Origin of the sequence: Micromonospora sp. NPDC002717 (assembly GCF_040295705.1) — a bacterium.
GTDB lineage: Bacteria > Actinomycetota > Actinomycetes > Mycobacteriales > Micromonosporaceae > Micromonospora.
The window spans coordinates 249,866-274,949 of record NZ_JBEOVW010000007.1; the positions used below are offsets into that span (position 1 = coordinate 249,866).

At 73.6% G+C, this 25,084-nt stretch carries 16 protein-coding genes; 4 read left to right on the forward strand and 12 right to left on the reverse strand.

Annotated elements, in window-relative coordinates; all coding sequences use genetic code 11:
* Positions 1–328: 328 nt before the first annotated feature.
* Together ABT006_RS13590 and ABT006_RS13595 are read left to right on the forward strand one after the other, a co-directional pair.
* Positions 329–1,072 (forward strand): YqjF family protein, encoded by a 744-nt coding sequence (locus tag ABT006_RS13590; protein ID WP_350706092.1) that lies wholly within the window; start codon positions 329–331, stop codon positions 1,070–1,072.
* Between the two features lie 122 nt (positions 1,073–1,194).
* Positions 1,195–2,124, forward strand: a complete 930-nt coding sequence (locus ABT006_RS13595; RefSeq protein WP_350706093.1) for a diacylglycerol/lipid kinase family protein — start codon at positions 1,195–1,197, stop codon at positions 2,122–2,124.
* A 92-nt stretch (positions 2,125–2,216) separates the two neighbouring features.
* Here the strand turns inward: ABT006_RS13595 and ABT006_RS13600 are convergent, their stop codons facing one another.
* A complete protein-coding gene (locus ABT006_RS13600) occupies positions 2,217–2,780 on the reverse strand; it encodes a winged helix-turn-helix domain-containing protein (RefSeq protein ID WP_350706095.1) in 564 nt (187 codons plus the stop codon).
* 328 nt (positions 2,781–3,108) lie between these two features.
* Here ABT006_RS13600 and ABT006_RS13605 point away from each other — a divergent pair, with 328 nt between their 5' ends.
* Positions 3,109–7,476 carry a S8 family serine peptidase gene (locus ABT006_RS13605; RefSeq protein WP_350706097.1) on the forward strand — a complete coding sequence of 1,456 codons (4,368 nt, stop codon included), beginning with the start codon at positions 3,109–3,111 and terminating at the stop codon, positions 7,474–7,476.
* A 179-nt stretch (positions 7,477–7,655) separates the two neighbouring features.
* Here ABT006_RS13605 and ABT006_RS13610 read toward each other — a convergent pair whose 3' ends face one another.
* The 10 genes from ABT006_RS13610 to ABT006_RS13655 form a co-directional block, all read right to left on the reverse strand.
* Positions 7,656–8,150: a winged helix-turn-helix domain-containing protein gene (locus ABT006_RS13610; protein ID WP_350706099.1), complete on the reverse strand. Its 495-nt coding sequence runs from the start codon at positions 8,148–8,150 to the stop codon at positions 7,656–7,658.
* A gap of 635 nt (positions 8,151–8,785) precedes the next feature.
* Positions 8,786–10,771 carry a bifunctional copper resistance protein CopD/cytochrome c oxidase assembly protein gene (locus ABT006_RS13615; RefSeq protein WP_350706193.1) on the reverse strand — a complete coding sequence of 662 codons (1,986 nt, stop codon included), beginning with the start codon at positions 10,769–10,771 and terminating at the stop codon, positions 8,786–8,788.
* 236 nt (positions 10,772–11,007) lie between these two features.
* Entirely contained in the window at positions 11,008–11,604 is a 597-nt protein-coding gene (locus ABT006_RS13620) for a copper resistance CopC family protein (RefSeq protein ID WP_350706101.1), read from the reverse strand.
* 27 nt (positions 11,605–11,631) lie between these two features.
* Positions 11,632–12,834 (reverse strand): Dyp-type peroxidase, encoded by a 1,203-nt coding sequence (locus ABT006_RS13625; protein ID WP_466022920.1) that lies wholly within the window; start codon positions 12,832–12,834, stop codon positions 11,632–11,634.
* A 23-nt stretch (positions 12,835–12,857) separates the two neighbouring features.
* On the reverse strand, positions 12,858–13,460 hold the full coding sequence (locus ABT006_RS13630; RefSeq protein ID WP_350706105.1) for a copper chaperone PCu(A)C: 603 nt from the start codon (positions 13,458–13,460) through the stop codon (positions 12,858–12,860).
* 95 nt (positions 13,461–13,555) lie between these two features.
* Entirely contained in the window at positions 13,556–14,332 is a 777-nt protein-coding gene (locus ABT006_RS13635) for a zf-HC2 domain-containing protein (protein WP_350706107.1), read from the reverse strand.
* Positions 14,333–14,421: 89 nt separating this feature from the next.
* Positions 14,422–14,991 (reverse strand): sigma-70 family RNA polymerase sigma factor, encoded by a 570-nt coding sequence (locus tag ABT006_RS13640; protein WP_350706109.1) that lies wholly within the window; start codon positions 14,989–14,991, stop codon positions 14,422–14,424.
* 267 nt (positions 14,992–15,258) lie between these two features.
* A complete protein-coding gene (locus ABT006_RS13645; RefSeq protein WP_350706111.1) occupies positions 15,259–17,925 on the reverse strand; it encodes a DUF6493 family protein in 2,667 nt (888 codons plus the stop codon).
* Positions 17,922–19,259 carry an SWIM zinc finger family protein gene (locus ABT006_RS13650; protein WP_350706113.1) on the reverse strand — a complete coding sequence of 446 codons (1,338 nt, stop codon included), beginning with the start codon at positions 19,257–19,259 and terminating at the stop codon, positions 17,922–17,924. The genes ABT006_RS13645 and ABT006_RS13650 overlap by 4 nt, the downstream gene beginning before the upstream one ends.
* A gap of 168 nt (positions 19,260–19,427) precedes the next feature.
* A complete protein-coding gene (locus ABT006_RS13655) occupies positions 19,428–20,402 on the reverse strand; it encodes an RICIN domain-containing protein (RefSeq protein ID WP_350706115.1) in 975 nt (324 codons plus the stop codon).
* Positions 20,403–20,730: 328 nt separating this feature from the next.
* Between ABT006_RS13655 and ABT006_RS13660 the strand changes: the two genes are divergently transcribed.
* Complete coding sequence (locus ABT006_RS13660; protein WP_350706117.1) at positions 20,731–21,537, forward strand: AfsR/SARP family transcriptional regulator; 807 nt, start codon at positions 20,731–20,733, stop codon at positions 21,535–21,537.
* A gap of 77 nt (positions 21,538–21,614) precedes the next feature.
* Here ABT006_RS13660 and ABT006_RS13665 read toward each other — a convergent pair whose 3' ends face one another.
* Positions 21,615–24,968 (reverse strand): type 2 lanthipeptide synthetase LanM family protein, encoded by a 3,354-nt coding sequence (locus ABT006_RS13665; RefSeq protein ID WP_350706119.1) that lies wholly within the window; start codon positions 24,966–24,968, stop codon positions 21,615–21,617.
* Positions 24,969–25,084 lie beyond the last annotated feature (116 nt).

The following is a 25,084-nucleotide window of genomic DNA, read 5'->3' on the forward strand; positions in this document are numbered from 1 at the left end:
ATGGCACGGCACGGATCATCGACGCTCCGTTAGCGGGACGCGCGGGCCCGAGCCGACCCTCGGACTCCCCGCGGCCGGCCTGGCACGACCCGCACATCAGATGGCCCGGACCACGCTGACATCCACGGCGGCACCGGCGGCCACCCGCCCACGGCGGCGGCCCGGACAGCTTCGCAAGATCTTCCACAGTGGGGTACACGCGTGGTCTCCCGGCAGCGGTTGCAACGCCGTCGCCGCGACGTGGTGCCGGGCCCCAGCGACGGCCGGGAGCGGAGGCGTTACGCCCGGCAGGGGAGCGTCACCCGGTGACACCGGGCAGGATGGGCACGTGGACATCGAGCCGGTCGAGTGCGCGCCCGAGCAGGCGTTCCCGCGTGCGATCCTGCGGCAGCGCTGGGAGGACCTCACCTTCCTGCACTGGGCCGTGGCTCCGGAACTCGTCGCGCCGCTGCTGCCCACCGGGACGCGTCCGGACACCCTCGACGGGCTCAGCTATGTCGGCCTGATCGGCTTCCGCATGGTGGGGCTGGGCCTCGGCTGCGGGCCGGGGGTGCCGTACCTCGGCAGCTTCTGGGAGACCAACGTCCGGCTCTACTCGGTCGACGGCACCGGCCGGCGGGCGGTGGTGTTCCGCTCGCTCGACGCGTCCCGGCTGCTCATGGTGCTGGCTGCCCGGGCGACCCTGCGGCTGCCGTACATGTGGTCGGCGATGCGGCTGGACCGGGAAGGCGACCGCCGCACCTACCGGTGCCGGCGTCGCTGGCCCGGCCCGCGCGGCGCGGCGAGCCGGATGGTGGTCCGGGTGGGCGGGGCGATCGCCGAGCCGACCCCGCTGGAGCACTTCGTCACCGCCCGATGGGGGTTGCACACCCGGGCGTACGGTCGCACGCGGCACCTGCCGAACTGGCATCCCCGCTGGCCGCTGCACCGCGCCGAGCTGCTGCACCTGGACGACGAACTGGTCACCGCCGCCGGGCTGCCGGCGCCGACCGGACCGCCGGCCAGCGCTCTGTATTCCCCCGGCGTGCCGGTCCGGTTCGGCCCACCGGTCACCCTGTGCCCGTCTCGCTGATCACCGGCCCGAATCTCCGTCGGTGGCGCACACCATCAACCGGGTGGCCAACGGCACCGCCGACCCGAACACCCGGCGGGCGTGCGTCGTGCGCCGTCCGTCCGGCGCTAGGGTCGGGCCCTATGCGGACGAAGCAGGAGCTGAGCGAGGCCATCCGGCGGGAGCGGCGGGCGGCGCTCGTCGTCAACGCCCACTCCCGGCGGGGCCGCCAGCTCTACGAGGAGACCCGGTCGCGGCTGGTCGCGGCCGGCTTCACCCTGCTCGGCACGTACCCGGTCGACCGGCCCGCCGAGCTCGAGCAGAGCCTCGCCGCCGCCGCCGACCTCGGGCCGGACCTCCTGGTCGCCGGCGGTGGCGACGGCACGATCGGCACCGCGGCGCGGCTGCTCGCCCACCGCGACATCGCGCTCGGCCTGCTGCCGCTGGGCACCACCAACAACTTCGCGCGTACGGTGGGCATCCCGCTCGACCTCGACGCGGCGGTCGCGGTCCTCACCGACGGCAAGGTGATCGACGTCGACCTCGGACTCGTGGGCAGCATGCGGTTCACCAACCACATCGGCATCGGCCTCTCCGCCGACGTGATGCTCAGGACGCCGCCCCGGCTCAAGCGGGTCATCGGCCGGATCGCGTACCCGATGACCGCCCTGGCGCTGCTGACCCGGCACCGGCCGTTGCGCGCCGCCGTGCGCGCCGAGGGGCGGCGGCACGAGTTCCTCACCCACCAGCTGTACGTCGCGAACGGCGGCTTCCACGCGGGGCGGCCCATCACCGCGGACGCGGACGCCGACGACCGGCTGTTGGTCGCGTACCCGGTGGGTGGCCCGACCCGCCGCGGACTGCTGCGGGACACGGCGCGCAACGCGGCCACCGGCCATCGCCGCACCCTCGTCGACGAGCCGTTCCTCGCCGTACGCGAACTCTGGCTGGAGACCGACCGGCCGGCGCCCGTGGAGGTGGACGGGGAGCCGTACGGCGAGACCCCGATCCGGATCGGCCTGGACCCCAACGCGCTGCGCGTCATGGCCGCCGCCGACAGTCCGGACCGCTAGGGCGGGGCCGGGGGCCCTTCCCGGCCTTACCTCACCTCGCGCCGGGCGGCAGGTGATGGACCACGATGCGGGCTGCCCAAGTCAGGCAGGCATCAGGAACCGCTGACCCGAGGCTGCTGGTGGTCGGTCAGCCGGAACCCGACGCCGCGTACCGCGTCGATGGTCACGCCGGTGCCGAGCCCGGCGAGCTTGCGTCGCAGCCGCTTGACCAGCGACTGTACGTCGGCCCTGCGCTGCAGCCCCTCGTCACGCCAGACCGTCCGGTGCAACTCGGCGTAGCTCCACACCCGGATCGGCTCGGTGGTCAGGCTGATCAGCAGGTCGTGCTCAAGTCGCGTCAGGCCGACCTCGCGATCCCGGCAGCGAGCGGTGGACCGGGCCGAGTCGATCAGCAGTGTGCCGTCGGCGGCCTCGGGCGTGGCGGCAGGGGCCGGCCCGGACGACGTCGGGGGGAGCCGCTGCGGGGCCGCGATCAGCCTGCGCAGCTCGTCGAGATCGGAGACCAGCAGCAGCGGCGCGACGCCCTCGAGGCGCTCCGCGAGTCGGATCCGCTCGGCCGGCGACGGTGTCACCGCGATCACCAGCGGAAATTGTTCCTCGGCCGGATCGCGCCCGTCCGGCACCGTGCTTTCGTCGTGTGCCCCCACAGCACCCACCCCGAAACGATGGGCAAGTTTCTGCCCAGCTTCGTCATGATCGTGACAAAAATTGGCAAACTTCCCGACGGTTGGCCCAACTGTTAGTGACAGATTGCTTACGGCAAGTTCTTGATCGTCCTTTCATGTCGATCATAGTGTCCAGACGGGCAGCCGGCGTGACCCGCGCGGTTGCCTGGGGGCCATGGAAGGGTGCGTTCCGCTTCGTCCACTCGGGGAGACGCGTGCCCTGCACCCTCCACCGTGGCTCGTTCCACTCTGGGTCGTTCTGGAGGAGGCGCCACCTATGTTCAGACGTCCATCCACGAGACGCACAGCCAGATCCCTGGTGAGTGCCGGCGCGGCCTTGGTCCTCGCCGCGACAGGCCTGGCCGCATTCGGTTCAGGCGCACAGGCCGCGCTGACCGGGACAGGAGCAGCCTCCGCAGACGGCAAGATCCGGCCGGAGCTCAGCAAGCAGCTCCAGGGCAAGACCGAAGGGGATTTCTGGATCCGCTTCAAGGACAGGGCGGACCTGAACCAGGCCGCAGCGATCAAGGACTGGGACAAGCGCGGCGCCGCGGTCGTGGCGGCGTTGAAGAAGACCGCCGCCGAGAGCCAGACCAAGATCCGTGCCGAGCTCGACGGCGCGGGCGCGAAGTACGAGACCTTCTGGGCGACCAACGCGATCAAGGTCAGCGGCGGCTCGCTGGCGATGGCGCAGAGCATCGCCTCCCACGCGGAGGTCGAGGGCCTGTACGCCCCGGTCGCCTACCAGGTGCCCGAGGTCACCAAGGGCACCGACGAGAAGACCGTCAACGCCCTCGAGTGGGGCATCGCCAACATCAACGCCGACGACGTCTGGTCCCAGTACGGCGTCAAGGGCGCCGGCATCACGGTGGCGAACATCGACACGGGGGTCCAGTTCGACCACCCGGCGCTGGTGAACTCCTACCGCGGCAACAACGGCGACGGCACGTTCAACCACAACTACAACTGGTACAACGCCGCCGGGACCTGCGCCGCGGCGCCCTGCGACAGCAACGGCCACGGGACCCACACCATGGGCACGATGGCCGGCTCCGCGGGCGCGAACCAGATCGGTGTGGCACCCGAGGTCAAGTGGATCGCCGCGAACGGCTGCTGCCCCAGCGACGCCGCGCTGGTCAACTCCGGCCAGTGGATGCTCGAGCCGACCGACCTCAACGGCCAGAACCCGGACGTCAGCAAGCGGCCGAACATCATCAACAACTCGTGGGGGACCACGAGCCCCTCCAACGAACCGTTCATGGAGGACGTGACGCTGGCCTGGACCGCGTCGGGCATCTTCGGTGTCTGGTCCAACGGCAACAACGGCTCGGCGTGCCAGACCAGCGGCTCCCCGGGCAGCCTGGTCAGCAACTACTCGGCCGGCGCCTACGACATCAACAACAACATCGCCGGTTTCTCGTCGCGTGGCGTCGGCCAGAACGGCGAGATCAAGCCCAACATCGCGGCGCCCGGCGTGAACGTCCGGTCGAGCGTTCCGGGCAGCAGCTACGCCAGCTTCAACGGCACCTCGATGGCCGCCCCGCACCTCGCGGGCGCGATCGCGCTGTTGTGGTCCGCGGCACCGGCGTTGGTCGGCGAGGTCAACCCGACCCGCGCGCTGCTGGACAACGCGGCGGTCGACAAGGCCGACACCCAGTGCGGTGGCACCACCGACGACAACAACGTGTACGGCGAGGGCCGGCTGGACGCGCTCGCGCTGCTCAACGCGGCCCCGATCGGCGACACCGGCACCCTGGCCGGCACGGTCACGGACGCGACCACCGGCGCCCCGATCGCGGGCGCCACGGTGACCCTGACGGGCGCGGCGGACCGCGAGCTGACCACCGCTGCCAACGGGACGTACTCGTCGCTGCTCCCGGCCGGTGACTACCAGGTCGCCGTGACGGCGTTCGGCTACGAGGGCAAGACGACGCCGGCGACGGTCAACAAGGACGCGACCACGACGATCAACGTCGCGTTGACGGCGGTTCCCAGCGTCACCGTCAGCGGCTCGGTCACCGACGGCTCCGGGCACGGCTGGCCGCTCTACGCCAAGGTGACCGTCGAGGGTCCGTCGGGTGTGTCCGACTACACCACGCCCGTCAACGGCCACTACAGCATCCAGCTTCCGGCCTCGGCCACCTACCGGCTGAAGGTCGAGGCGCAGTACCCGGGCTACCAGACCGTCACCAAGGAGGTCGTGGTCGGCGGCGGCAACGTCACCGCCAACATCGCGGTTCCGGTGAACACCAACACCTGCACCACGGCGCCCGGCTACCGGTTCGGCTCCGACGGCGTGTACGAGACGTTCGACGGCACCGGCGTGCCGGCCGGCTGGTCCGTGGTGGACCACGCGAACACCGGTCAGGTCTGGAAGTTCACCGACGAGGGCGGCCGTCGCAACCTGACCGGCGGCACCGGCAACTTCGCGATCGTCGACAGCGACGAGTACGGCTCCGGTGGGCGGCAGGACACGTCCCTCGTCAGCCCGGTCGTCAATCTGACCGACGTCGCGGCCCCGGTGATCCGGTTCAACCAGGACTACAACTGGCTGGGCAGCGACCGCGCCGACGTCGACCTCAGCATCGACGGTGGCACCACGTGGACGAACGTGCTCCGGCAGGCGGCGGACGTCCGTGGGCCGCGGGTGACCGAGATCCCGATCCCGCAGGCCGCCGGCCAGGCGCAGACCCGGGTCCGGTTCCACTACTACGACGCCTCGTACGAGTGGTGGTGGGAGGTCGACAACGTCCTGATCGGCAGCCAGGTCGTCTGCCAGCCGACCAACGGTGGCCTGGTGCTCGGCCACGTCCGTGACAAGAACACCGACGGCTACGTCAACGGTGCCACCGTCACCAGCGACGACCGGCCGGCGGAGAAGGCCACCACCGTGGCGACCCCGGACGACGCCGGGCTGGCCGACGGCTTCTACTGGCTGTTCTCCTCGCTGACGGGCAACCACAAGTTCACCGCGAAGGCCGGCAACTACGTCAGCCAGAGCAAGCAGGTCGACGTCCAGGCGGACGCGGCGACTGCGGCGGACTTCCAGCTGGCGGCCGGCCGCCTGTCGGTCCAGCCGGCTGCGGTGAGCGGAACGATCCGAATGCCCACCGGCAAGGTCAGCAAGCCGTTCACGGTGACCAACACCGGCGGGGCCCCGGTCGACGTGGAGTTCAGCGAGCGTGACGGCGGGTTCACCCTCCTGCGCGCCGACGGCTCCCGGGTGAGCAAGCAGCAGGTGCTCGGCTCCACCGGCGCGCCGGAGCAGCGGCTCACCACCCCGACGTCGTTCGCCGCGGCGGCGACCGGCAAGTCGGCGACGGCGGCGTCCGCCGCGGTCGGCCCGCAGGCCGCGCCCTGGACCGACATCGCCGACTACCCGGCGAACGTGATGGACAACCGGGTGGTGAACCTGGACGGCAAGGTGTACTCGATTGCCGGCACCAACGGGTCGGCGTCCACGACGAAGAACTTCGTCTACGACCCGATCGCGCAGACCTGGACGCCGATCGCCGACCTTCCCGGCGCCCGTAACGCCATGACCGTGGGCGTCGTGGACGGGAAGATCATCGCGACCGGCGGTTGGGCGGCGTCCGGCCCGGACGGCACCACCTGGTCGTACGACCCGGCGGCCAACACCTGGACGGAGAAGGCCGACAACCCCGCGCCACGCTCCGCAGCCGGGCAGGCGGTCGTCGGCGGCAAGCTGTACGCCGTCGGTGGCTGCACCAGCTCGGCCTGCACCCCGATGTCGAACGACGTGGTCCGGTACGACCCGGGCAGCGACAGCTGGGAGACGCTGCCCGACTACCCGAAGTCGGTGGCCTTCGCCTCCTGCGGCGGGATCGACGGCGTCGTCTACTGCACCGGTGGAAACGACGGCTCCGCCGTGCTGAAGTCCAGCTACGCCTTCGATCCGGGGGCCAACACCTGGACCGCGATCGCCGACGCGCCGGTCGACAGCTGGGCCAGCTCGTTCGCTGTCGCCAGCGGCAAGCTCCTGGTCGTCGGCGGTGTGCAGGGCGGGGCGATCACGAACGCCGGCTTCGCCTACGACCCGGCCACCGACTCGTGGTCCACCCTGCCGAACGCCAACACGCCGCGGTACCGCGGTGCCGCGGCATGCGGCTTCTACAAGGTTGGCGGCTCCTCCGGCAGCTTCAACGCCACGCCCGACAGCGAGGCGCTGCCCGGCTTCGAGGAGTGCGCCGAGGGCGGCGCCGACGTCAGCTGGATGACGATCGACAAGACGGCGGTCACGCTGGCGCCGGGCGAGCAGGTCACGGTCACCGTCGGGATGACGGCGAACGTCGACCAGCCGGGCACCTACTCGGGTTCGGTCGCCATCAAGGAGAACACCCCGTACACGGTCGACCCGGTGGCGGTGACCATGAACGCGCAGCAGCCGAAGACCTGGGGCAAGCTGATGGGTACGGTCACCGGGACGAGCTGCCAGGGTGCCAGCTCGCCGCTTGCCGGTGCCGTCGTCCAGGTCGACTCGTGGGCGCAGTCGTGGACCTTCGCCACCGACGCCCAGGGCAAGTACGCCTACTGGATGGACCGTCGGAACAACCCGCTGACGTTGATCGTCGCCAAGGACGGCTGGAAGCCCCAGACCCGTCAGACGACGATCAACGCCGTCACCCCGACGGTGGAGGACTTCGCACTGTCCCCCACCCGTTGTTGACAGCTGACCGCTAGCTGACAGTCCGGCCCGCCTGGTCATCGACCAGGCGGGCCGGATCAGTTTCGAGGGCGGCGAGCGGTGCGCGTCCGAAGACCCAGGAGCGCGCGTCCGAGGCCTGCGACCGATGTGTGGCGCCGCCCGGCAGCGCCTTGGGCTCGCTCGGCGGCGGCGGATCGTGGTCAGGCCGGGGCGAGGCGGAAGCCGACCCCGCGGACGGCGTGGATCGTCGCCGAGGCGTTCAGCCCGGCCAGCTTGCGCCGCACCCTCCGCACGACCGAATGCATGTCGGAGCCGCGGCCGAGGTGCTCGTTGCCCCAGACCTCGAGGTGCAGCCGCTCGTACGTCCAGACCTGCCCGGGCGCGCCCACCAGGCACAGCAGGAGATCGTGCTCCAGGCGGGTCAGCTCGATCTCGCGGTCCCGCCAGCGCAGCACCCGTCGGTCGGAATCGACGCTGAGGTCGGGTGGTGGCGCAGTGGTGCCGCCGGTGGTCGCGGTGACCACGGTCCGGACGGCTGGGAACCCTGCCCCGGACGGCGGGGTCTCCACCACGTCGAGGAACTCCCGTGCCTGGTCGACGCTCGAGACGATCAGAAACGCCTCCGTCCCACCGAGCAGTCGCGCGAGCTGCCGGCGTTCGGCCGGCGAGGAAGCGATTCCGATGACCAAGGACACGGCCGGGATCCCCCTCATGCCCCACCCCTTCCGGCTCCCCACCCGTTCCGGGACATTTACTATACGACGCCAATCAATCGGTTAGTGACCCTGGCAGGGTGTCATCCCGCTTCGGTCAAAGGTGGTTACGTTTTGGCATCAATAAATGGGTGATTTCACGGCGCGAACGGAAGCAGCGAGACCTTTCGTGGTGCGTTGACCGATCTTTCGGACATGGGCGCTCCGGCCGGCGACCGGGTGAGGGCGCCCGCGACACCTGCGTACGGGCTGCCGTGGCGAGCCCACCGGTCGTTGCGGGACGCGCGCGGACGGCTCGGGCGTCGCGGCAGCCGACCTCCCGTATGCGGCGTGGTCGTTGTCCGCCTCAGCCGACACCCTGCTGAAACACACGTGTGCCAATTACGGTCACGGGCCGACGGTATTTCGGCGCAGGCCCGTGTCGCGTCGCCCGCACATTGGCGGTGTCCTGAATTGCTTGACGGACAATTCCGGTATCGCAATGACACTGCCCCGCCTGGCATGCGTGGGCGGGCAGGACGGCCGTGCCAGGGCTCGAACGGGCCTCCGGGCCGCCCCGCCAGGCGGGTGGCGGTGCCGCCGGGGTCAGCCGCCGCGCCTCCCGGCCGCCTGCCCGGCTATGGCCGCGCGGGGTCGCGGCCGTCCTGCGGGCCGGCGTCGGCGTGCCGGGCGGCGGCGAGGAAGGCGTTGTACCGGGCGAGGTCGTCCTCCTCGCCGGTGGCCTCGGCCCGGTCGGCCGCCCGGTCGAGGCGGCCCTGCTCGCGCCGGTCGGCGCGGATCCACTGACGCACCAGCACGATCATGACGAACGCGGCCGGTATCTCCCCGAAGGCCCAGGCGATCCCCGCGCCCAGCTTCTGGTCGTCGAGCAGGGAGGACGCCCACGCGGGGTGGACGGCGGAGTACCAGTCCGGAGCGATGAGGGTGGTGCTCTGCATCAGAACGAGGCCGAAGAAGCCGTGGGCCATCATCGCGGCCAGGTGGAGGATCACCAGCAGGGGAGGGGCGAGCCTCGGCCGGCCGGGGTCGATCCCGATGAGCACCCAGAACAGCAGGTACCCGGCGGCCACGTAGTGGATGAGCATGGCCAGGTGGCCGACGTGGGACCGCATCAGCATGCCCAGCAGGTCGCTGAAGTACAGGCCGAAGAGGCTGCCGGCGTAGATGCCCAACGCGACCACGGGATGGGTGAGCAGCTTCGCCGGCCGGCTGTGCAGCGCCATCAGCAGCCACTCCCGGGCGCCGCGGACCTGCGGGTCCGTGGGCCGGCGCAGGGCGCGGAGGGCGAGGGTGACCGGGGCGCCGCCGACGAGCAGGATCGGCACCAGCATCGACAGCACCATGTGCTGCACCATGTGGGCGCTGAACAGCACGTACGCGTAGCGGGCCACGCCCAGGTCGGTGATCGCGGCCAGCAGCAGCATGCCGGCCAACCAGCTCACGGTGCGGGTGACCGGCCAGCGGTGCCCGGCCCGGTGCAGCCGCCACACGCCGGCCAGGTAGCCGCCGACCCCGGCGACGGTGAGGGTCAGGAAGAACATGTCCGGCAGCGGCTGGCCCACCAGGAGTGCCGGGGTCGGCGCGGCGGGCATCGGAAAGCCGAGCAGTTCGGTGATCGGATCGGCGTCGAGCGGGTCCCCGGACACCGGTGCGGGGCTGCGGGACAACGCCACCGACAGCCCGACGGTGGCAGCGAACACGACCAGTTCGCCGGCGGCCAGCCGACCGAACGCGCCCGGGCGGCCCGCGCGCAGGGCCGGCAGGGCCCGTGACCGGTGCAGGGCGCCGAGCACACCCAGGATCGCCAGCGCGGCGAGCTTGCCGAGGACCAACCAGCCGTAGCGGGACTGCCACAGCTCCGCCACGGAGCCGAGGCGCACGGCGGCGTTGGCCACCCCGCTCACCGCGACGGCCGCGAAGCAGCCCAGGGCGAGGCGGCTGTACCGGCCGGCGGTGTCGGCGAGCTGCCGGCTGCGACGGATCATCAGCAGCGCCGCCAGCCCGCCGACCCACAGCGCGGCGGCCAGCACGTGCAGTGCGAGGCTGGTCACCGCGACCTGGTGGTTGCCCGCCCCGGCGGCGTGTCCGGTGAACGCCGGCGGCAGCACCGCGACCAGGGCGACCAGCGCCACCGCGGCGGCGAGCCCGCGCGACACCCCCGCCCGGGCCAGCACCGCCGCCGTCAGGGCGAGCCCCGCCTGCAGCAGCAACGCCTGGCCCTGGGAGATCGAGGAGGCGAAGCTGACCACGGTGGCGAGGCTGAGCCCGTCCACGGGGACGCCGAGCAGGTCCGAGACCGTCAGCACGATCAGTGTGCACGCGGCCACGGCCCAGCCCGCGGCCGCCGCGCCGGCGCGGCGCAGCAGCAGCCAGCCGTGCGGGGACACGCTCGGACCGTCGCCGGGCAGCAGGAACGCGGCCGTCACCACCATCCCCACCGTCAGGGTGGCGAGGCCGTCGGCGAGCAGCCGGACCACGGGCAGCGCCCACGCCGTGACCGGCCCGGGATCGGGCAGACCGGGGATCGCGGCGGTGAGCGCACCGCCGGCACGCAGGCCGAGCAGGAGTACGGCCACCGCCGACGCCACGGCCGCCACCGGCACGAGCCACCCGCCGCGACCGCTGGCCGCCGGCCGTACCCCGCGGGCGGTCGCCCCCGGGGTGGGGCCGGCAGCCGCCGCCGCGCGCCCGGCGTCCGGGACGGGGGCCGGGTGGGCCGGGTGGGAGATGGTGTCTGACACGTCGGTTCCCTTGCTGGTGGTGAGGGCGGTGGTCGCCCGGTGGGGCTGCCCGGTGGGGCCGCCGATGGGCGTCGACCTTCCGGTCGGCTGGGCGTGCGTCAGGCGCCGGCGCGGCGACGACGCCACACCATGGCGGCGCCGCCGATGACGGCGGCCAGGACCCCGGCGGCCACCACCAGCATCGCGGTGCCCGGCCCCTCGCCGGAGTCGCTCGCGGAGGCGGCGGGGCCGGCCGACGGGGTGGACGGGCCGGCGGCCGGCGGGGCGCTGCTCGCTGCGGTCGCCTGCGGGCTGGCGGTCGCGGAGGGGTCCGCGACGGTGAACCGGTACGAGCCCTGCACGGGGTGCCCGTCGGCGGAGACGACCCGGTAGGCGACGGTGTAGGTGCCGTTGGCCAGCGGTCGGTCGATCGTCACCGTCCCCGTCGTTCCGCTGACGACGGGCTCGCCGGTGGCGACCTTCGCCTGGGCGGCGTCGGTCAGCGCGATGGTGGTGAAGGCCGGATCGAGCTTCTGCATGAACGTCAGCCTGACCTGGGTCGGCGCCGTGGTCAGCCGGGCCTCCTTGGCGGGGCTGGCGGACTGCAGCGTGTTGTGCGCGGCGGCGGGGGCGGCCGGCACGAGCAGCAGCGCGGCGGCGGCCAGCGCGGCGGTGACGAGACCGGCTGCGGTCGGGCGGCGGAATCGGGTGGGCATCTGGTGCTTCTCCTGGTGGGGTGGTGGTCAGCCGAGCAGTTGTTGGCCGATCCAGCCGCCGTCGGGGCAGCCGGGCGGGACGGCGAAGACGGCGGAGCCGATCGGGGTGGTCCACTCGTTGAGCAGGTCCCGTTCGGCGAGGCGCCGTTGGATGGGGAGGAACTGGCGGGCGATGTCGGCCTGGTAGGAGGCGAAGATCAATCCGCTGTCGGCGGTGCCGTCGGCGGCGGGTACCCCGTCGTAGTTGTAGGGGCGACGGAGGATCTTCAGCCGGTCCTCGCCGACGTGGGCGCGGGTCAGGTGGGAGAAGTCGGGGATGACGGCGAGCCCGTCGGGGCCGGTGGCGGCGAAGTCGGGCACGTCGTGTTCGGCGGCGCCGGTCAACGGGGCGCCGGTGTCGAGGCGGCGGCCGACGGCGAGTTCCCGGTCGGCGCGGCCGAGCAGGTCCCAGGTCTCCAGGTTCATGCTGATCCGGCGGACGACCAGGGTGCTGCTGTCGCGTAGCCACGCCGGCCCGTCGGGCACCCACACTGCGGTCTCCAGCGGCCCACCCGGCCCCGGGTTGGCGGTGCCGTCGAGTTGGCCGAAGAGGTTGCGCTGGGTACGCCCGCCGGGTTCGACGCCGGCGCCGCGTCGGAAGCCCTGCTGCACCCATCGGACGGCGGCGAACGGCCGGCTGTCCTTGACCAGGACCCGTTGGGCGTGGGCGACGGTGACCGGGTCGTCGGCGCAGATCTGCAGCAGCAGGTCCCCGCCCGACCAGCGGGGCTGGAGCCGGTCGACGCGGAACGAGGGCAGGGCGGCCACCGACGCCGGCCGCCGGTCCGCCAGGCCGGCGGCGGCGTAGAGGCCGGGGCCGAAGCCGAAGGTGACGGTCAGCCGGGCGGGCAGCAGCCCGAGTTCCGGCTCGGTGTCGGCCAGCGCGGGCCGCCCCTGGGTGAGGCGGGCCGCGTCGTCGGTGAGCAGCCGCAGCATCCGGCCCAGCGCTGCCCGGTCGGTGCCGGGCCTCAGGGTGAACGCCACGAACGACGCGTGTGCCTGCGGCTCGGTGGCTACCCCGGCCTGCCGGGGCCCGTGGAACGGCTCGACCGCCGCACCGACCTCGGCCACGGGCAGCGCCTCGACGGGCCGTTTCGCCGGGTCGGAACGGGTGGCGGCGACGGCGGCGGCGCCGGCCAGGGTGCCCCCGGCGGCCAGGGCGCCGCCGGTGAGCAGGCCGCGCCTGCTCACCGGGCGGGCGGTGGGCACTCCGGTCACGACGCCGGGCCGGCGGTCGTCGCGGGCTTGCCGCTCGTGCCCGGCGCGGGTTCGCCGTGGCCGGGGGCATAGCTCTCCTGCGCACCGGTGAACGGCTTGGCCACGGCGGTGAACGTCTGGGTCCGGCCGTCGGCGAAGGTCAGCGTGAAGCTCACCTGGTCGCCGGCCCGCACCGGCCGTTTGAGGTCCATCAGCATCAGGTGGTCGCCACCGGGCTCCAGCACGTGCGTGGTCCCGGCCTTGACCACGATGCCGCCCTGCTTGGCCCGCATGACCATCTGGCCGTCCCGCATGGCCATCTCGTGCAGTTCCATCGGCGACACGTCGGTGGCGGCGCCGGTGATCGTGACGTCGGTGTCGCCGTCGTTGACCAGGCTGCCGAACGCCGCGGTCATTCCCGTGTCGGCTGCCTTGACCCACGGGTCGCGGACGCCGAGCACACCCGCCGCGCTCGCCGTGGCCGACGGTGACGGGCTGGGCGCGGCGGCCGACGAGCCGTCGGACGAGCCGCAGCCGACCGTCCCGCCGAGCAGGAGGGCGACGCAGGCGAGGAGTGCGGCCGGGCGGCGACGCGAGCCGGCGAGCATGGTGCGGGGCATCGGGCAGGTCCCTTCGATCGGTGACGCGACGTCCGGTTGGTCGGTCGGGTGGCCGGGAAAGTTCCGGCCCAAAACCGATCTGTGTCCGAAATTGATCAGGCGGCCCGCCGGTCGGGGATACGCGCGGAACCGGGGTGGGGCGGCAGCAGCCGTAGCCCCGGCGATTCGGGCTGCTCCTCGACGGGCAGGTGCCAACGAGGCTCGTCGGTGCGGTTGCGCCGCACCGGACCGTCGGGGCGCAGACCAGGACGGGACAGCACGACGACGAGCGCGTAACCCACGAGCAGGAAACCGTGGCTGACCAGCCGGGTGGTGTCCACCCGCCCCGTCGCCAGGTCGTTGACCGAAAGCAGCACCAGCGTGCCGACGAACGCGCTCAACATCGGCACCAGCCCCGTCGGGGGAGTGCGCCGGGCCGCGACGAAGAGGAACCCGGCACCGACCGCGACGTTCCAGGCCGCCGACTCGTGCCACAGATGCCCCGCCGCCAGCCCGTCGGCTGCCAGATGCACGTGTGGGCCGGCGACGCCCCGCCCGATCTGCGCCAGGCCCAAAACCAGCTGCAGCGCCCCGATCAGCCCCAGCACCGCCCGCAGGCTGACCACGGCCCGCCCCCGCAAACTGAGCACGGCCCGCCCCCGCCGCCGGCGCGGTGGCACCTCGGGCAGCGTGTCGAGGACGACGTCCGTGAAGTCGTCACCGGCGACCATGACCGACAGCCGCGCCCGCCGGGTCACCGCCGCGGCCTGGTCGAACCACGTCCGGCAGCCGCCGCACCCGGCCAGGTGCGCCTCAGCCGCCGTCCGCTCGGCAGGGGACTCCTCCCCGTCCAGCTGCGCCGACAGCACCTCACGCCACTGCTCACACCCCATGCACAGGTAGTCGCTCCGATGCCGCCGCCGGTTCCCGACGATTTTCGCCGGCCGCCGCTGCGGCCCTGCTCAACCGGGGTGCGGCCCGCTCAGCCGGCCGCGTTCTCGCCCGGCCGCGAGGCCGCCGCCCGGCCGCCGCCGCCCACGGCGGCCACGAGGTCCTCTCGGGCCCGGGCCACCCGGGAGCGGATCGTGCCGACGGGGCAACCGCAGACCTCCGCCGCCTCGGCGTAGGACAGGCCGAGCACCTGGGTGGCCACGAACGCCTCGCGCCGGTCCGCCGGCAGCGCCGTGATCAGCTGCTCCAGCACCACCTGCCGGTCGAACGCGCTCCGCGACGCGTCAGCGGTGTCATGCCCGTCGGTCAGTGGCACGGTCCGCGGACGGGACGTGGCGGTCCGGATGTGGTCGACGGCGACCCTGCGGGCGATCGCGAGCAGCCACGTCCGCGCCGACGACCGGCCGGCGAACGATCGCAACGACCGCACGGCTCGCAGGAAGGTCTCCTGCGCGAGGTCGTCCGCCTCCGCGGGGGAGACCAGCGCGGCGAGAAAGCGTCGGACCTGCTGCTGCGTCGCCCGGACGAACCGGGCGGCGGCGTCCCGGTCACCGCGGCCGGCGGCCAGCGCCCACGCGGTGATCTCCGCGTCGTCGGCCATCCGGCACCTCCCGTCAGCCCACCGGGAGGCGGACACCCCACGGCGGTCACGACAAGTCGTAGTAGTAACCGGACGCTACCGTATCGCGGGCGACGCGACGTATCTCTCCCTGCGGTAGTTCGCCAGACCGGATCAACCGGGCCGAGCGGCCCTCGGCGGGACACCGCCGGGCGGGGCGGGGGCGCGTCGGATCGGCGGCCCGTCGCCCCGGGGCGACGCCGGGGATGCTCCGGCGGATCGGGAGACCCGCCGGAGCATCCACAGGTCTCAGGCCGTGGTGAGCGCCTTGTGCAGGCGCCGGGCCTCGGTGACCAGACGGGACGAGCCGCCCTGGCCGGCGACCTCGCCCAGGCCGGGCACCTCGATCCGGACACCGGTCGCGGTGGCCGTCTCCGTCGCCAGGGTCAGCAGGTCGGGCAGGCCGCGCGGCGGCCTGGGCGCGGCGAGTACCGCCGGCAACGCGGCGGCGACCAGCCGCCACACGGTCAGCGGCGCCCCGGCCAGGGCGGCGTCCCGCAGCGGCTCCACCACCCGGGTCAGCTTCACCAACTGCCTGGCGACCAGCCGGCCGAGCTGCTCACCCGCCCCGGCGGCGTCGAACTGCCCCGCCCCGGCGAGCCCGAGCAGGGCGTCCAGGGCGGCGACCCGGTCCGCGCCGTGCCGGGCCCCGAGACCGTAGGCCAGGGCGAGGTCGAGAGCCACCCCGCCGACGCCGCTACTCTCGGCGAGTAGCGGCAGCACCACGGCGCCGTCGCGCTCGTCCATGTCCGCCGCGCCGGCGACCAACGGGAGGGTGTACGCGGCGACCACCCCCCGGTGCCCCGGCAGGATCGACGGCCACATTCTCACCCAGCCGGAGTACCCGACCCCGATCGGCGCCGGGTCGGCGGTCAGCAGGCCGTACCGGTCGTCGTACCCGTCGGGCGGGCGCAGCTCGACCAGGATCCGCTCCGGCACAAGCTGGTCGAACTCCCAGTCGTAGCCGGCCTTGCGGGGCCGCCGGGTGACGGTGGTGGCCCGCATGACCGGCTGCGGCAGCCCGCCGCCGCGCAGCCAGGCGGCGAGCCGCTCCCCGGCCGGCGTGCCCAGCGCCGCCGCCTTGTTCGCCACCGCGTCGTCGGCGTCGGCGGGCAGGCGCAGCAGAGCCTGGGTCAGGTCCCAGTACCAGGGCGTCCGGTCGCCCCACGCCGCGAGCCGCTCCACCAGCGCCAGCGGGTCGAGCAGGCCGTTGGCGGAGGTGGGGGCGGCCAGCAGACCGGGCTGCCCCGGCTCGTCGACGTGCGCGCCGATCTCGGCGAGCCGGGCCCGCAGCAGCCGGTGCGGCGGGGGCACCCGGGGATCGGTGGTGGCCAGCTCCGGCGCCGACGGCGTCCGGTCGGTCCGGCGTACGGCGGCCAGCAGCGCCGCCCACCGGCTGCGGCGCCGGGGCTGCTGCTCGGTGGAGCCGGCGGTGTGGAACAGGTCGACCAGCACCTCGCAGAGGCAGAGCGGGTCGTAGCGGTGCTCGTTGCCCCACGACCAGTGACGGCGGTCGACGACGGGGGCGAGGGCGGCGTGCACCCGTGGGCCCTCGGCCGTGGTGAGCCGGACCAGCCCGTCGAGGATCCGGTCCAGCGGTGCGCCGTGCGACGGTGTGCCGAGTAGGGCGGCGACCTCCTCGGCCAGTTCGTCCACGTCGGTGATCGGGTCGGGCACCGGCGCGGGCGGCGCGGGCGGGGGAAGGTCGTCCCCGCGCGGCCGGGTGACCGCCGGGCCGGTCCCGACCGTCGCCGGGTCGTGGCCGTGCCGGGCGGCCAGCGTGCTCGCCCGGTCGCGTAGCTCGACGGCGGGATGCCCGAGCGCCACCCCGATCACCTCGGCGACCTCCACCGCCCGGTCCCGGTGTTGGCGGGCCAACCGGTCCAGCCAGGCCAGTTGCGCCCGTACGAGCGTCTTGTCCGGCCGCAGCAGCACCTCACGCGAGGCGTCGAGCACCGCCTCGACCTCCAGGTCGGGCAGATCCCGCAACGCCTTCTGCGCCATCGTGGCGACCGGAGCCGGCGCGTCGGTGAGCAGGCGGAGGTAGTCGGTGGCGCGGGCGGCGACCTCGGCGGTGGTCGGGGCCAGCTCGTGGAGCAGGGTGGTGAAGGCGCGCAGCGCCGCCGCCCGGTCGCCGCGCAGCAGCCGGCCGAGTGAGCCGTCGATGAGCATCGTCCGGTCGACGACCCCCTCGGCGGCGAGCCGCGCCAGCGCGGTCGGCAGGACGTGCCGCTCCCGTTCCTCCCAGGTCGTGGCGACCTCGTCGAACATCATCCGCGAACCGAGACCGTCCACCTCGAACAGGCGGGGCAGCATGGCGGCCAGGAACGGGTCGCTGCGCAACCGGTCCACCACGGGGGCCGGCGGCCCGGAACGGCGCCGGTCCGGCAGCTCCACCGCGCCCAGCCACAGCTCCACGAACCGGTCGTCGGTCGGCGGGGCGACCCCCTCCGCACGCAGGAGCGCGGCGACGAACCGCCACCGCTCGACCCACGTCTGCTGGTTGGCCTTCCCGGCCAGCCGGTGCGCCAGGTCGCCCAGCCAGGTGATGCCGCGCTCCTCGGCGACGCCGGACAGCAGGGCGGCGGCCCGCTCGCCGTTCGGGTTGACCGAGTTGCGGGCGAGGATCGCCGCCGCCTGTGCTGCGCTGGGCAGGCAGCCCACCACGGCGACCGCCAGTGCGGTGGCCGACCCGACCGTCCACCAGGTCGACCGGTTCCGCTCCTTGAACCAGGCGGTCAGCTCGACGCCGATCTCCCTGCGGCGCTGCTCGGGCAGGCCGGCCAGGGCGTCCGCGACCAGCGTGGCGGAGCCGTTCTGGACCAGGTCGAACAGATCGCTGGTCCCGCCGGCGGCCAGCTCCCGACGCCGCCGTACGGTGCTCTTCATCAGCAGCCTCTGCTGGGCCCGGCTCACACCCGCTCCTCGACCTGGCCGGTGGTCAGCATCCGGGTGGCCAGCGCGTGCCGGCACGGTCCCCGCTGCCCCCGGTGCTTCGCCCACCACGGGCAGGTGCAGGTGAACCCGCCGTCCGGCAGGCGGCGGACCCGGTACACCTGGTCGCCGCTGCGGATCGTGGCGGACGTCCCGTCCCACTCGACCGCCCCGGCGTCGAGCAGCGCCCGCGCGCCGACCAGACGCGGATTGTCCCGCTCCGCCCGGCCCGCGTCGTACGGCATCACCCGGTGGAAGTACGCGGCCTCGGAGACGTCGTATCCGACCCGCCCGGCGGTGCCGAGCTGCGCCAGCGCGCCCCGGACCCGTGCCGCGTCGATCCCGGCCTCCGCCGCCAGCCGGTCCACGTCGATGGCCGGGTCCCAGGAGAGCAGGGCGGCGACCAGGTCGGCGTCGTCGACGACCTCGTCCCCGGCCAGCGCGGTGAGCGCCGCGCCTTCGCCGGAGAACCCGCGGTACGGCTCGGGGGAGAGGGTCAGGGAGAGGCGCAGCGCACCCGTGTCCAGCTCCCAGGTGCTCGGTACGGGTGCCGACCCGGCCGCGACGGTCGGCCCGTATACCCGCAGGGTCCGGGCGAACCGCAGCATCGGGCGCAGGGCGGCCAGCCGGCTCGCCCCGGCCAGGCAGACCGCGCCGGGCACGGGCCGGGAGGTCAGCCGCAGCGACCGCCCGGCCGGCACCACCCAGAGCACCGACCGGTCGGCGGTCGTGGGCAGCCGGCGCAGGAACGCCGCCGCCTCGGCCGCCGGGACCTCCGCCCGGGGCTCGAACCTCGCGGCCAGCACCTGCACCTCGGCGAAGCCGCGCAGCCAACGCACCGGCAGCGGGACCTTCTTCTCCACCACAGCGCCGTCCATGGTGGAGACGGTCAGGTCCTCCGGGCCGACCGACAGGTGCAGCGGGTCGAGGCCGCCGACCCGGGCCAGGGCCTCCCGCAGCGGGTTGTTGACGTCGACGTTGGTGGTGCCGTGCTCCACCACGTCGCCGTCCAGGCCGTCGGGCAGGGCGTCGAGGCGGGCGTAGACCCCGCAGCAGCCGGAGAAGGACTCGAACCGGAGCCGGTCCCGACTGCCGGTCACCACGGGGTCGAGGCTCGCCGGGCTGACCGGCCGGTGGTACCGGGTCCGGGCCACCTCCGCGACCGCCAGCAGGCCGACGGCCGCCGCGTGCGGGGTGGTGAGGAAGCCGGTGAAGAACCGCGGGTTCGGCGCGGGCCCGCCACTCGTCTGCAGGGCGAGTCCATCCTGTCCCAACGCGGAGGACCCCAGATACCGGTACGTCTGCACTGCGTTCACGTCCGCGGACAGTAGAGGACCCCACCGACAGGAATCAGGCCCGTTTCCCGTCGGCTGCGATCCGGACCCGTGCGGCCTTCCGCGGGGTGGCGGCCATCGCTCCGGGTCGTGGCCTCCGGACCAAGGAGGCGGGCCAAGGACCGCTGGACGTGCGACGCCCGACCCTCGTCAGGACGCCGGGGTCAGCTCGATGAGGAACTCCTGGTGGGCCTCGCCGGTGCACGGCCCCTGCATCGCCTCCGCGCCGATGGGCGTGCGGGCGTCGTCCCGGATGCCGATGCACAGCCCGCTGGCCGCCGGCCGCAGCCGGTAGCCGCCCGGGACCGGGATGTCGACCTTCTCGGCGGCGAAAAGTTGTTCCCTCCTGCTGGCGCTGCAGTCCGTCCAGGGTTCGAGCATGTCCTGGGCCGGTGGTGACTTCAGGACGGTGAGGCAGCCGAGGCCGAACTGAGGATGATCCCACTGGATGTGGACGAGGTTGTCGCGGACGGGTTCGAGGCGGGTGCGGGGCAGGTCGGGTTTGTCGCATGACTGCAGGGTCGCGACCGAGCCCTGGTACCGGCCGGTGTGCTCGCGCCCTTCCGAAAGGCACAAGGCGGGTGAGCCGACCGGATGGATCTGCGCCCACGCCCCCTCTTCTGGCAGGTCCAGGCTGCCGGAGACGACGGGCCGCTCCGGCTGACGGTCTGGCTGGTCACGATGCTCTCGCTGGTCCGTCGCCCACACCGCAAGCGGGATCGCCAGGCCGGCGGCAGCCAGCAGGGCGACGGCAGGGCGCAGCATCGGCCACCTGCGTCGGACCGGTGGGGCGTCACCCGGATCGGGTGCGTCCGGGGGCGGTGCCGCGGGCTCGGTCGCGGCGCCCAGTCGATCCCGTGCCCGCAGCCAGACCTCCACGTCCTCCTGGTCGCCCCCGCAGGCGCGGACGAACGCGGCGAGGAGCTCGGCGCGCGGTAGCGCCGGCCGGCGCAGGACGTCGGCGATGGTGCTGCGCGGCAGCGCTTCGCCGCCCGCGACGGCCCGTTGTTCGAGCTGCCGGTACGTACACCCGGACCGCTGCTTGAGCCGTGCCATGAGCGCGACGAGTTCAGCGACGGTGGCAGCCTCATCCGGTCGTTCGTCCCCCGTGGCTCCGGCCGACATGGCCCACAGGCTATCGCCACAACTCGATCGGCGGGGGCCGGGTTCGGGCGGTGAGCTGTCCGGACAGGTCCGAGGTACCGCGCTGACCAGGCCGGACATGGCGGCCGTGACCGGGACAGGCGTCTGTCCTTGCCGGACACACCGGTCCTCCCGAGGCTGAAGGGGCCTCGCCGTCGCGGCAGGAGCGCGCGGCGGCGGAGGACCCGGCAGACCGCTCCCGGTCCGGCCGGTCCGGGTACGGCTCGTGCGTCCGTCGCCGCTCAGGCACGGCGGGAGGCGGTGACCCGGTGAACGAGACGGATGTCGCACTGATGTGGGAGGCGGAAGCGTGGCCCTGCCCGAATCGATCCGATACCGGATACTCGGTCCCGTACAGACGAAGTCGGCCGACGGCACCTGGCAGGACTTTCGGCAGGACAAGTGGCGCACGCTGCTCGCGGTCCTGCTGGTCCGGTCGAACCACGTCGTGCCCTGCGGCGAGTTGGTGCGGCAGCTGTGGCCGGAGGAGGCGCCGGGCAGCCAACGCAAGCTGGTGCAACAGTACGTCCACCGACTCCGCCGGAGCCTGGACGACCCTGACGGCGAAGTCCTGCGGACGCGGCCCGCCGGGTACGAGTTGCGGGTGTCCCCGGGCGAGCTGGACGTGGACCGGTTCGACGCGCTCTGCGCGGACGGCCGACGGGCGCTCGCGACGGCGGCGTACGAGGAGGCGATGGCGCACTTCGGCCAGGCGATGGCGCTGTGGCGCGGAACGGCCATGGCGGACGTCGGGAACGCCCCCGTGGTCGCGGCCGAGCGGATCCGGATGACCGAGCGCCGGCTCGCCGCGACCGAGCTGTGGTTGCGCGCGGGTCTGGCCTGCGGCCGGCACGACGTCCTGATACCGGAGCTGGAATGCCTGGTCGTCGCGCACCCGCTGCGGGAACGCTTCCGGGAGCTGCTGATGACCGCGCTCTACGAGACCGGCCGGCGGGCGGACGCCCTCAGCGTCGCCCGGCACCTGCGCTGCCTGCTCAGGGAGGAGCTGGGCATCGACCCGGGGGCCCAGATCCAGCGGCTGGAACGGACGATCCTGCTCGGGGAGGACGTGGACCTGTCGCTGCTGCGCCCGCTCGCCGTGCCCACCGATTCCTGACCGGCAGATCACGACGGGGCGATCCGGGTGCCGCCTCCCGACACCCGGATCGCCCCGTCCCGACGGGGGCGCGACGCTCAGGCGGCCACCACCTGGTGCCCTCGCTCGGCCGGCCGGCCCGGATCGCCGCCGTGCCCCGGGGCGTCCAGCAGCAGGACGTTCGCCACCCGGTGCGGCATCGCCACCCGGAGCAGGCCGTAGCCGATGCCGGCGAGCCCCATCAGCAGCCCGGGCGTGCTGACCTGCTCCGGGACCCCGGCCCGGGGCGCGCCGGCGAGGACCTGCTCGGCGATCGCCCGCGCGCACCGCAGACCCAGCGCCGCGCCGTCCGGCTCGCCGAGTGCCGAACTGGCCGCCAGCAGGGTCTCGACCAACCCGAGGTCGCCGTGGCAGATGGAGTCGTTGCCGATGCCCGTGTACCGCCCGTCGGCGACCAGGTCGCCGCGGACCTTGCCGGTCGCGATGTGCAGGTCCTCGCGGATCAGGTCGTGCCAGGGAGCCAGCACGGGCAGTCGCAGCATCGCCGCGCGTGCCAGTCCGATCCCGGCGGCGCCGTGGCACCAGGCGTTCATGAAGGCGCCCGGACCACTGATCACCCGCAGGTCGGGCCAGTTCCGGCGTTCCGGCGACAGGTGGTGCCGCTCGAAGCGCAACGCCCGCCCGCACACCTCGGCGAGCTGGTCGTCGCCGGTGAGCTGGGCGATCCGGGCCAGTGCGTACCCGATGCCGCTGGCGCCGTGGGAGAACCCGAGCAGCGCCGGCGCGTTCTCGTACTCGACCTGCCATCCTGTCCCGCCGGGCACGTCGATCGCGCGGTCGGCGATCGTCCTGCCGGCCGCCTTGAGGGCGTCGAGGGTCTGCTCGTCGGGATGGGCGTCGTGCAGGGCGAGGATCGCCAGCGCCGCCCCGGCGGTGCCGCTGATCACGTCGAGCACCTTGTCCTCGGCGAACCGTTCCTGGCACAGCACCGCGGCCTGCCGGGCCGCGTCGACGAGCGCGGGCGCCCGCAACACCTCGGCGAGCTGGCCCAGCACGTAGACGAGGCCGCCCAGCTCGCTGAAGCCGCCGATCGGCAGCCCGGCCCCCCGGTCCGGGCTGGCGGCGAGTTGGCGGGTCACCTCGGCGAGCTGGGCGGCGAGCTGTTCGGCGGGCCGGCGGAACCGGGCGTCGCCGGTGACCGCGCCGAGCTGGCCGAGGAACAGGGCGACTCCGGCGACCCCGCTGTACAGGTCGATGCCGGCGTGACCGACCTTCCAGTACCGGTCGCCGATGAAGTTCACCGACAGCCACGACGGCGCCTCGCCGTCGGCGGCCAGCGCGGCGTCGAGCAGCAGGTCCGCGATCGACCGGGCGGCCCGCACGGCGAGATCGGCGTCGATCGGCGCCTCCGGCAGCGGCCTGGACTCGACCCGCTCGGCGCGGGGCGTACCCACCGTGAGCCCGGACATGGAGGCGCGGATGCACCAGAGCTGTCGCCGCAGGTCCTCCTCGGACATCGCGCCGATCCGCGCCCGCACGGCCGCCAGTCCGCTGGTTTCCAGGAAGTCGTGGGCCACCACCCCCTGCGCGTCGTAGAGGTCCGTCGAGCCGGGAGTGGTGTGGAACGCCGGGATGTCCTGGTCGGCGAGCTGTCGATGTTCGCTGCCGAACAGCACGTCGCGGTCCGGCAGGTCGACGAACGCGGAGGAGAGCACCTCGTGGAAGATCTCCCGGTCGAGCGAGTCGCGCAGCAGGTCCGGGTGCCAGGACTCCGACTGGACCCGGCCGTACGTCATCGTGGGGCGGGGGATGAACCGCACCTCGTCGTCGCGGAACCGGGCGATCGGTCCGCCGGCGGCGAGCAGGTCGTCGCGGTGGGCGGCGATGATCCGGTAGCAGTCGGTGAAGCCGGCGGCGAGGGCGTCGGTGTGGGCCAGCGCGTTGACGGGCCGGCCGTCCAGCCGTACGCGGTTCTGCGTCTCCGGCATCTCCCGGCGGTCCCGCACGACCCGCATCTCGTCGGTGCCGCCGGCGACGAAGGTGGGCAGGCGGGCGGGTGAGAGTTGGCCGCCGGAGCCGGCCAGGCCGCTCACCTCCGCGTCGTAGATGCCCTCGTCGTCGGCGGTGATGATGCGCTCGGGCAGGAGGCCGACCCGGAGCACCGAGTCCCGCACCACGCGGGGCGCCTCGCCGAAGGTGAGCGGCGCCAGCTGCGCCCCGGTGACCCGGGGCAGCACCTGGAAGATCGCCTCCAGATCCACGGGGACGGGGTGCTCCCCGGCCGCGATGACGTTCTCCAGGTGCAGGTCCGAGCCGCAGAGGGCGTGGAACAGCGCCAGGAACGCGCCCTGCCGCCAGAAGAAGCGGTCCACCTGCTCCTCGTGCTCGCACGACGCGACGTCGACGTGCTCCACCCAGCCGTACCCGCCCCGGTCGAGGACGAGCAGCGGCCGCAGCGGGTGGCGGAGCCCGTGGCCGTTGAGCCAGTCGAGGACCTGGTTGAAGTGGACCTCCACGCTGAGGCTGCGTGGCTTGTACACCAGCTTGCGGCCGTCGGTGAAGGTGAGGATCGCGACGGTCTGGCCGCCGCGGTGGGTGTCACCGGCGCCGAAGCTCACCCGGGCCAGGTCGGCCAGTCCGTGCCAGTCCCCACCGAAGGTCTGCCGCAGCTCGGGCAGGTCGGCGAGGAGCCGTTCGGCGAACCGGGCCCGGACGTCGACGGTGGTGCGCAGGCAGGTGACCAGTTCCCGGGCGAGCACCGGGTACTCGGCCAGGATGCCGAGCGCCGTCTCGGGCGTACGGATCTGCGCGATGAACGACGACATCCGCTCGGCCGGTGTCACCCCGGCCAGCCGGCCCTCCACCCGGGCCACGTTCACCTCGAGGATCATGACGGAGATGATCATTTGCAGGAGTCGATCGAGCGGCGGTTGCAGCAGCGAGTGGTCCGCCGGCAGGCGGCCGTCGTGGCCGTGCCGGGCCGCCAGCCGGGCCACCCGGTTGCCCAACTCCTCCTGGCCCCACGCCAGCAACGGCGCGATCAGGTTCAGGAACACCACGTTCCCGGCTTGGTCGTGCCCGTGGTCGTGGTCGTCGTGATCGCATCCGGTCGCCGGGCCGCCGCCGGCGAGGTCGTCGAGGCGCGTCGACCCGAACCGCCGCCACGCCTCGGCGATCACGCCCAGCCAGGCCGGCCGGTCGGGGATCCTGGCGGCGAGCGACTCGGCCGGTTCGGCCAGCAGCTCGACGATCCCGTCCTCGGCCAGCCCGAGTCGTTCCCACCGGTCGAGCGAAATGTCGGTGCCGCGCAGGATGTGGCCGCCACGCCAGGCGTCCCGCCGGCGGCGGCCGTAGTCGTGTTGCTCCTCCGTGATTGACGGCGTGCCTCCGACCCGTTCGGACCGGGTCAGGCCACGCCACCAGTTCGGCGCCTGAAGAATCTCGTCGAACATTTCTCCGCCCTCATTTATCCGCGTCCGGGGCGGCCGCGGCTGTCGTGGCCCGGCCCTCCGGCCCGGGGTGGACACCGTCACCACGATGCCCACCCCGGCCTGCGTGGAAATCGGTC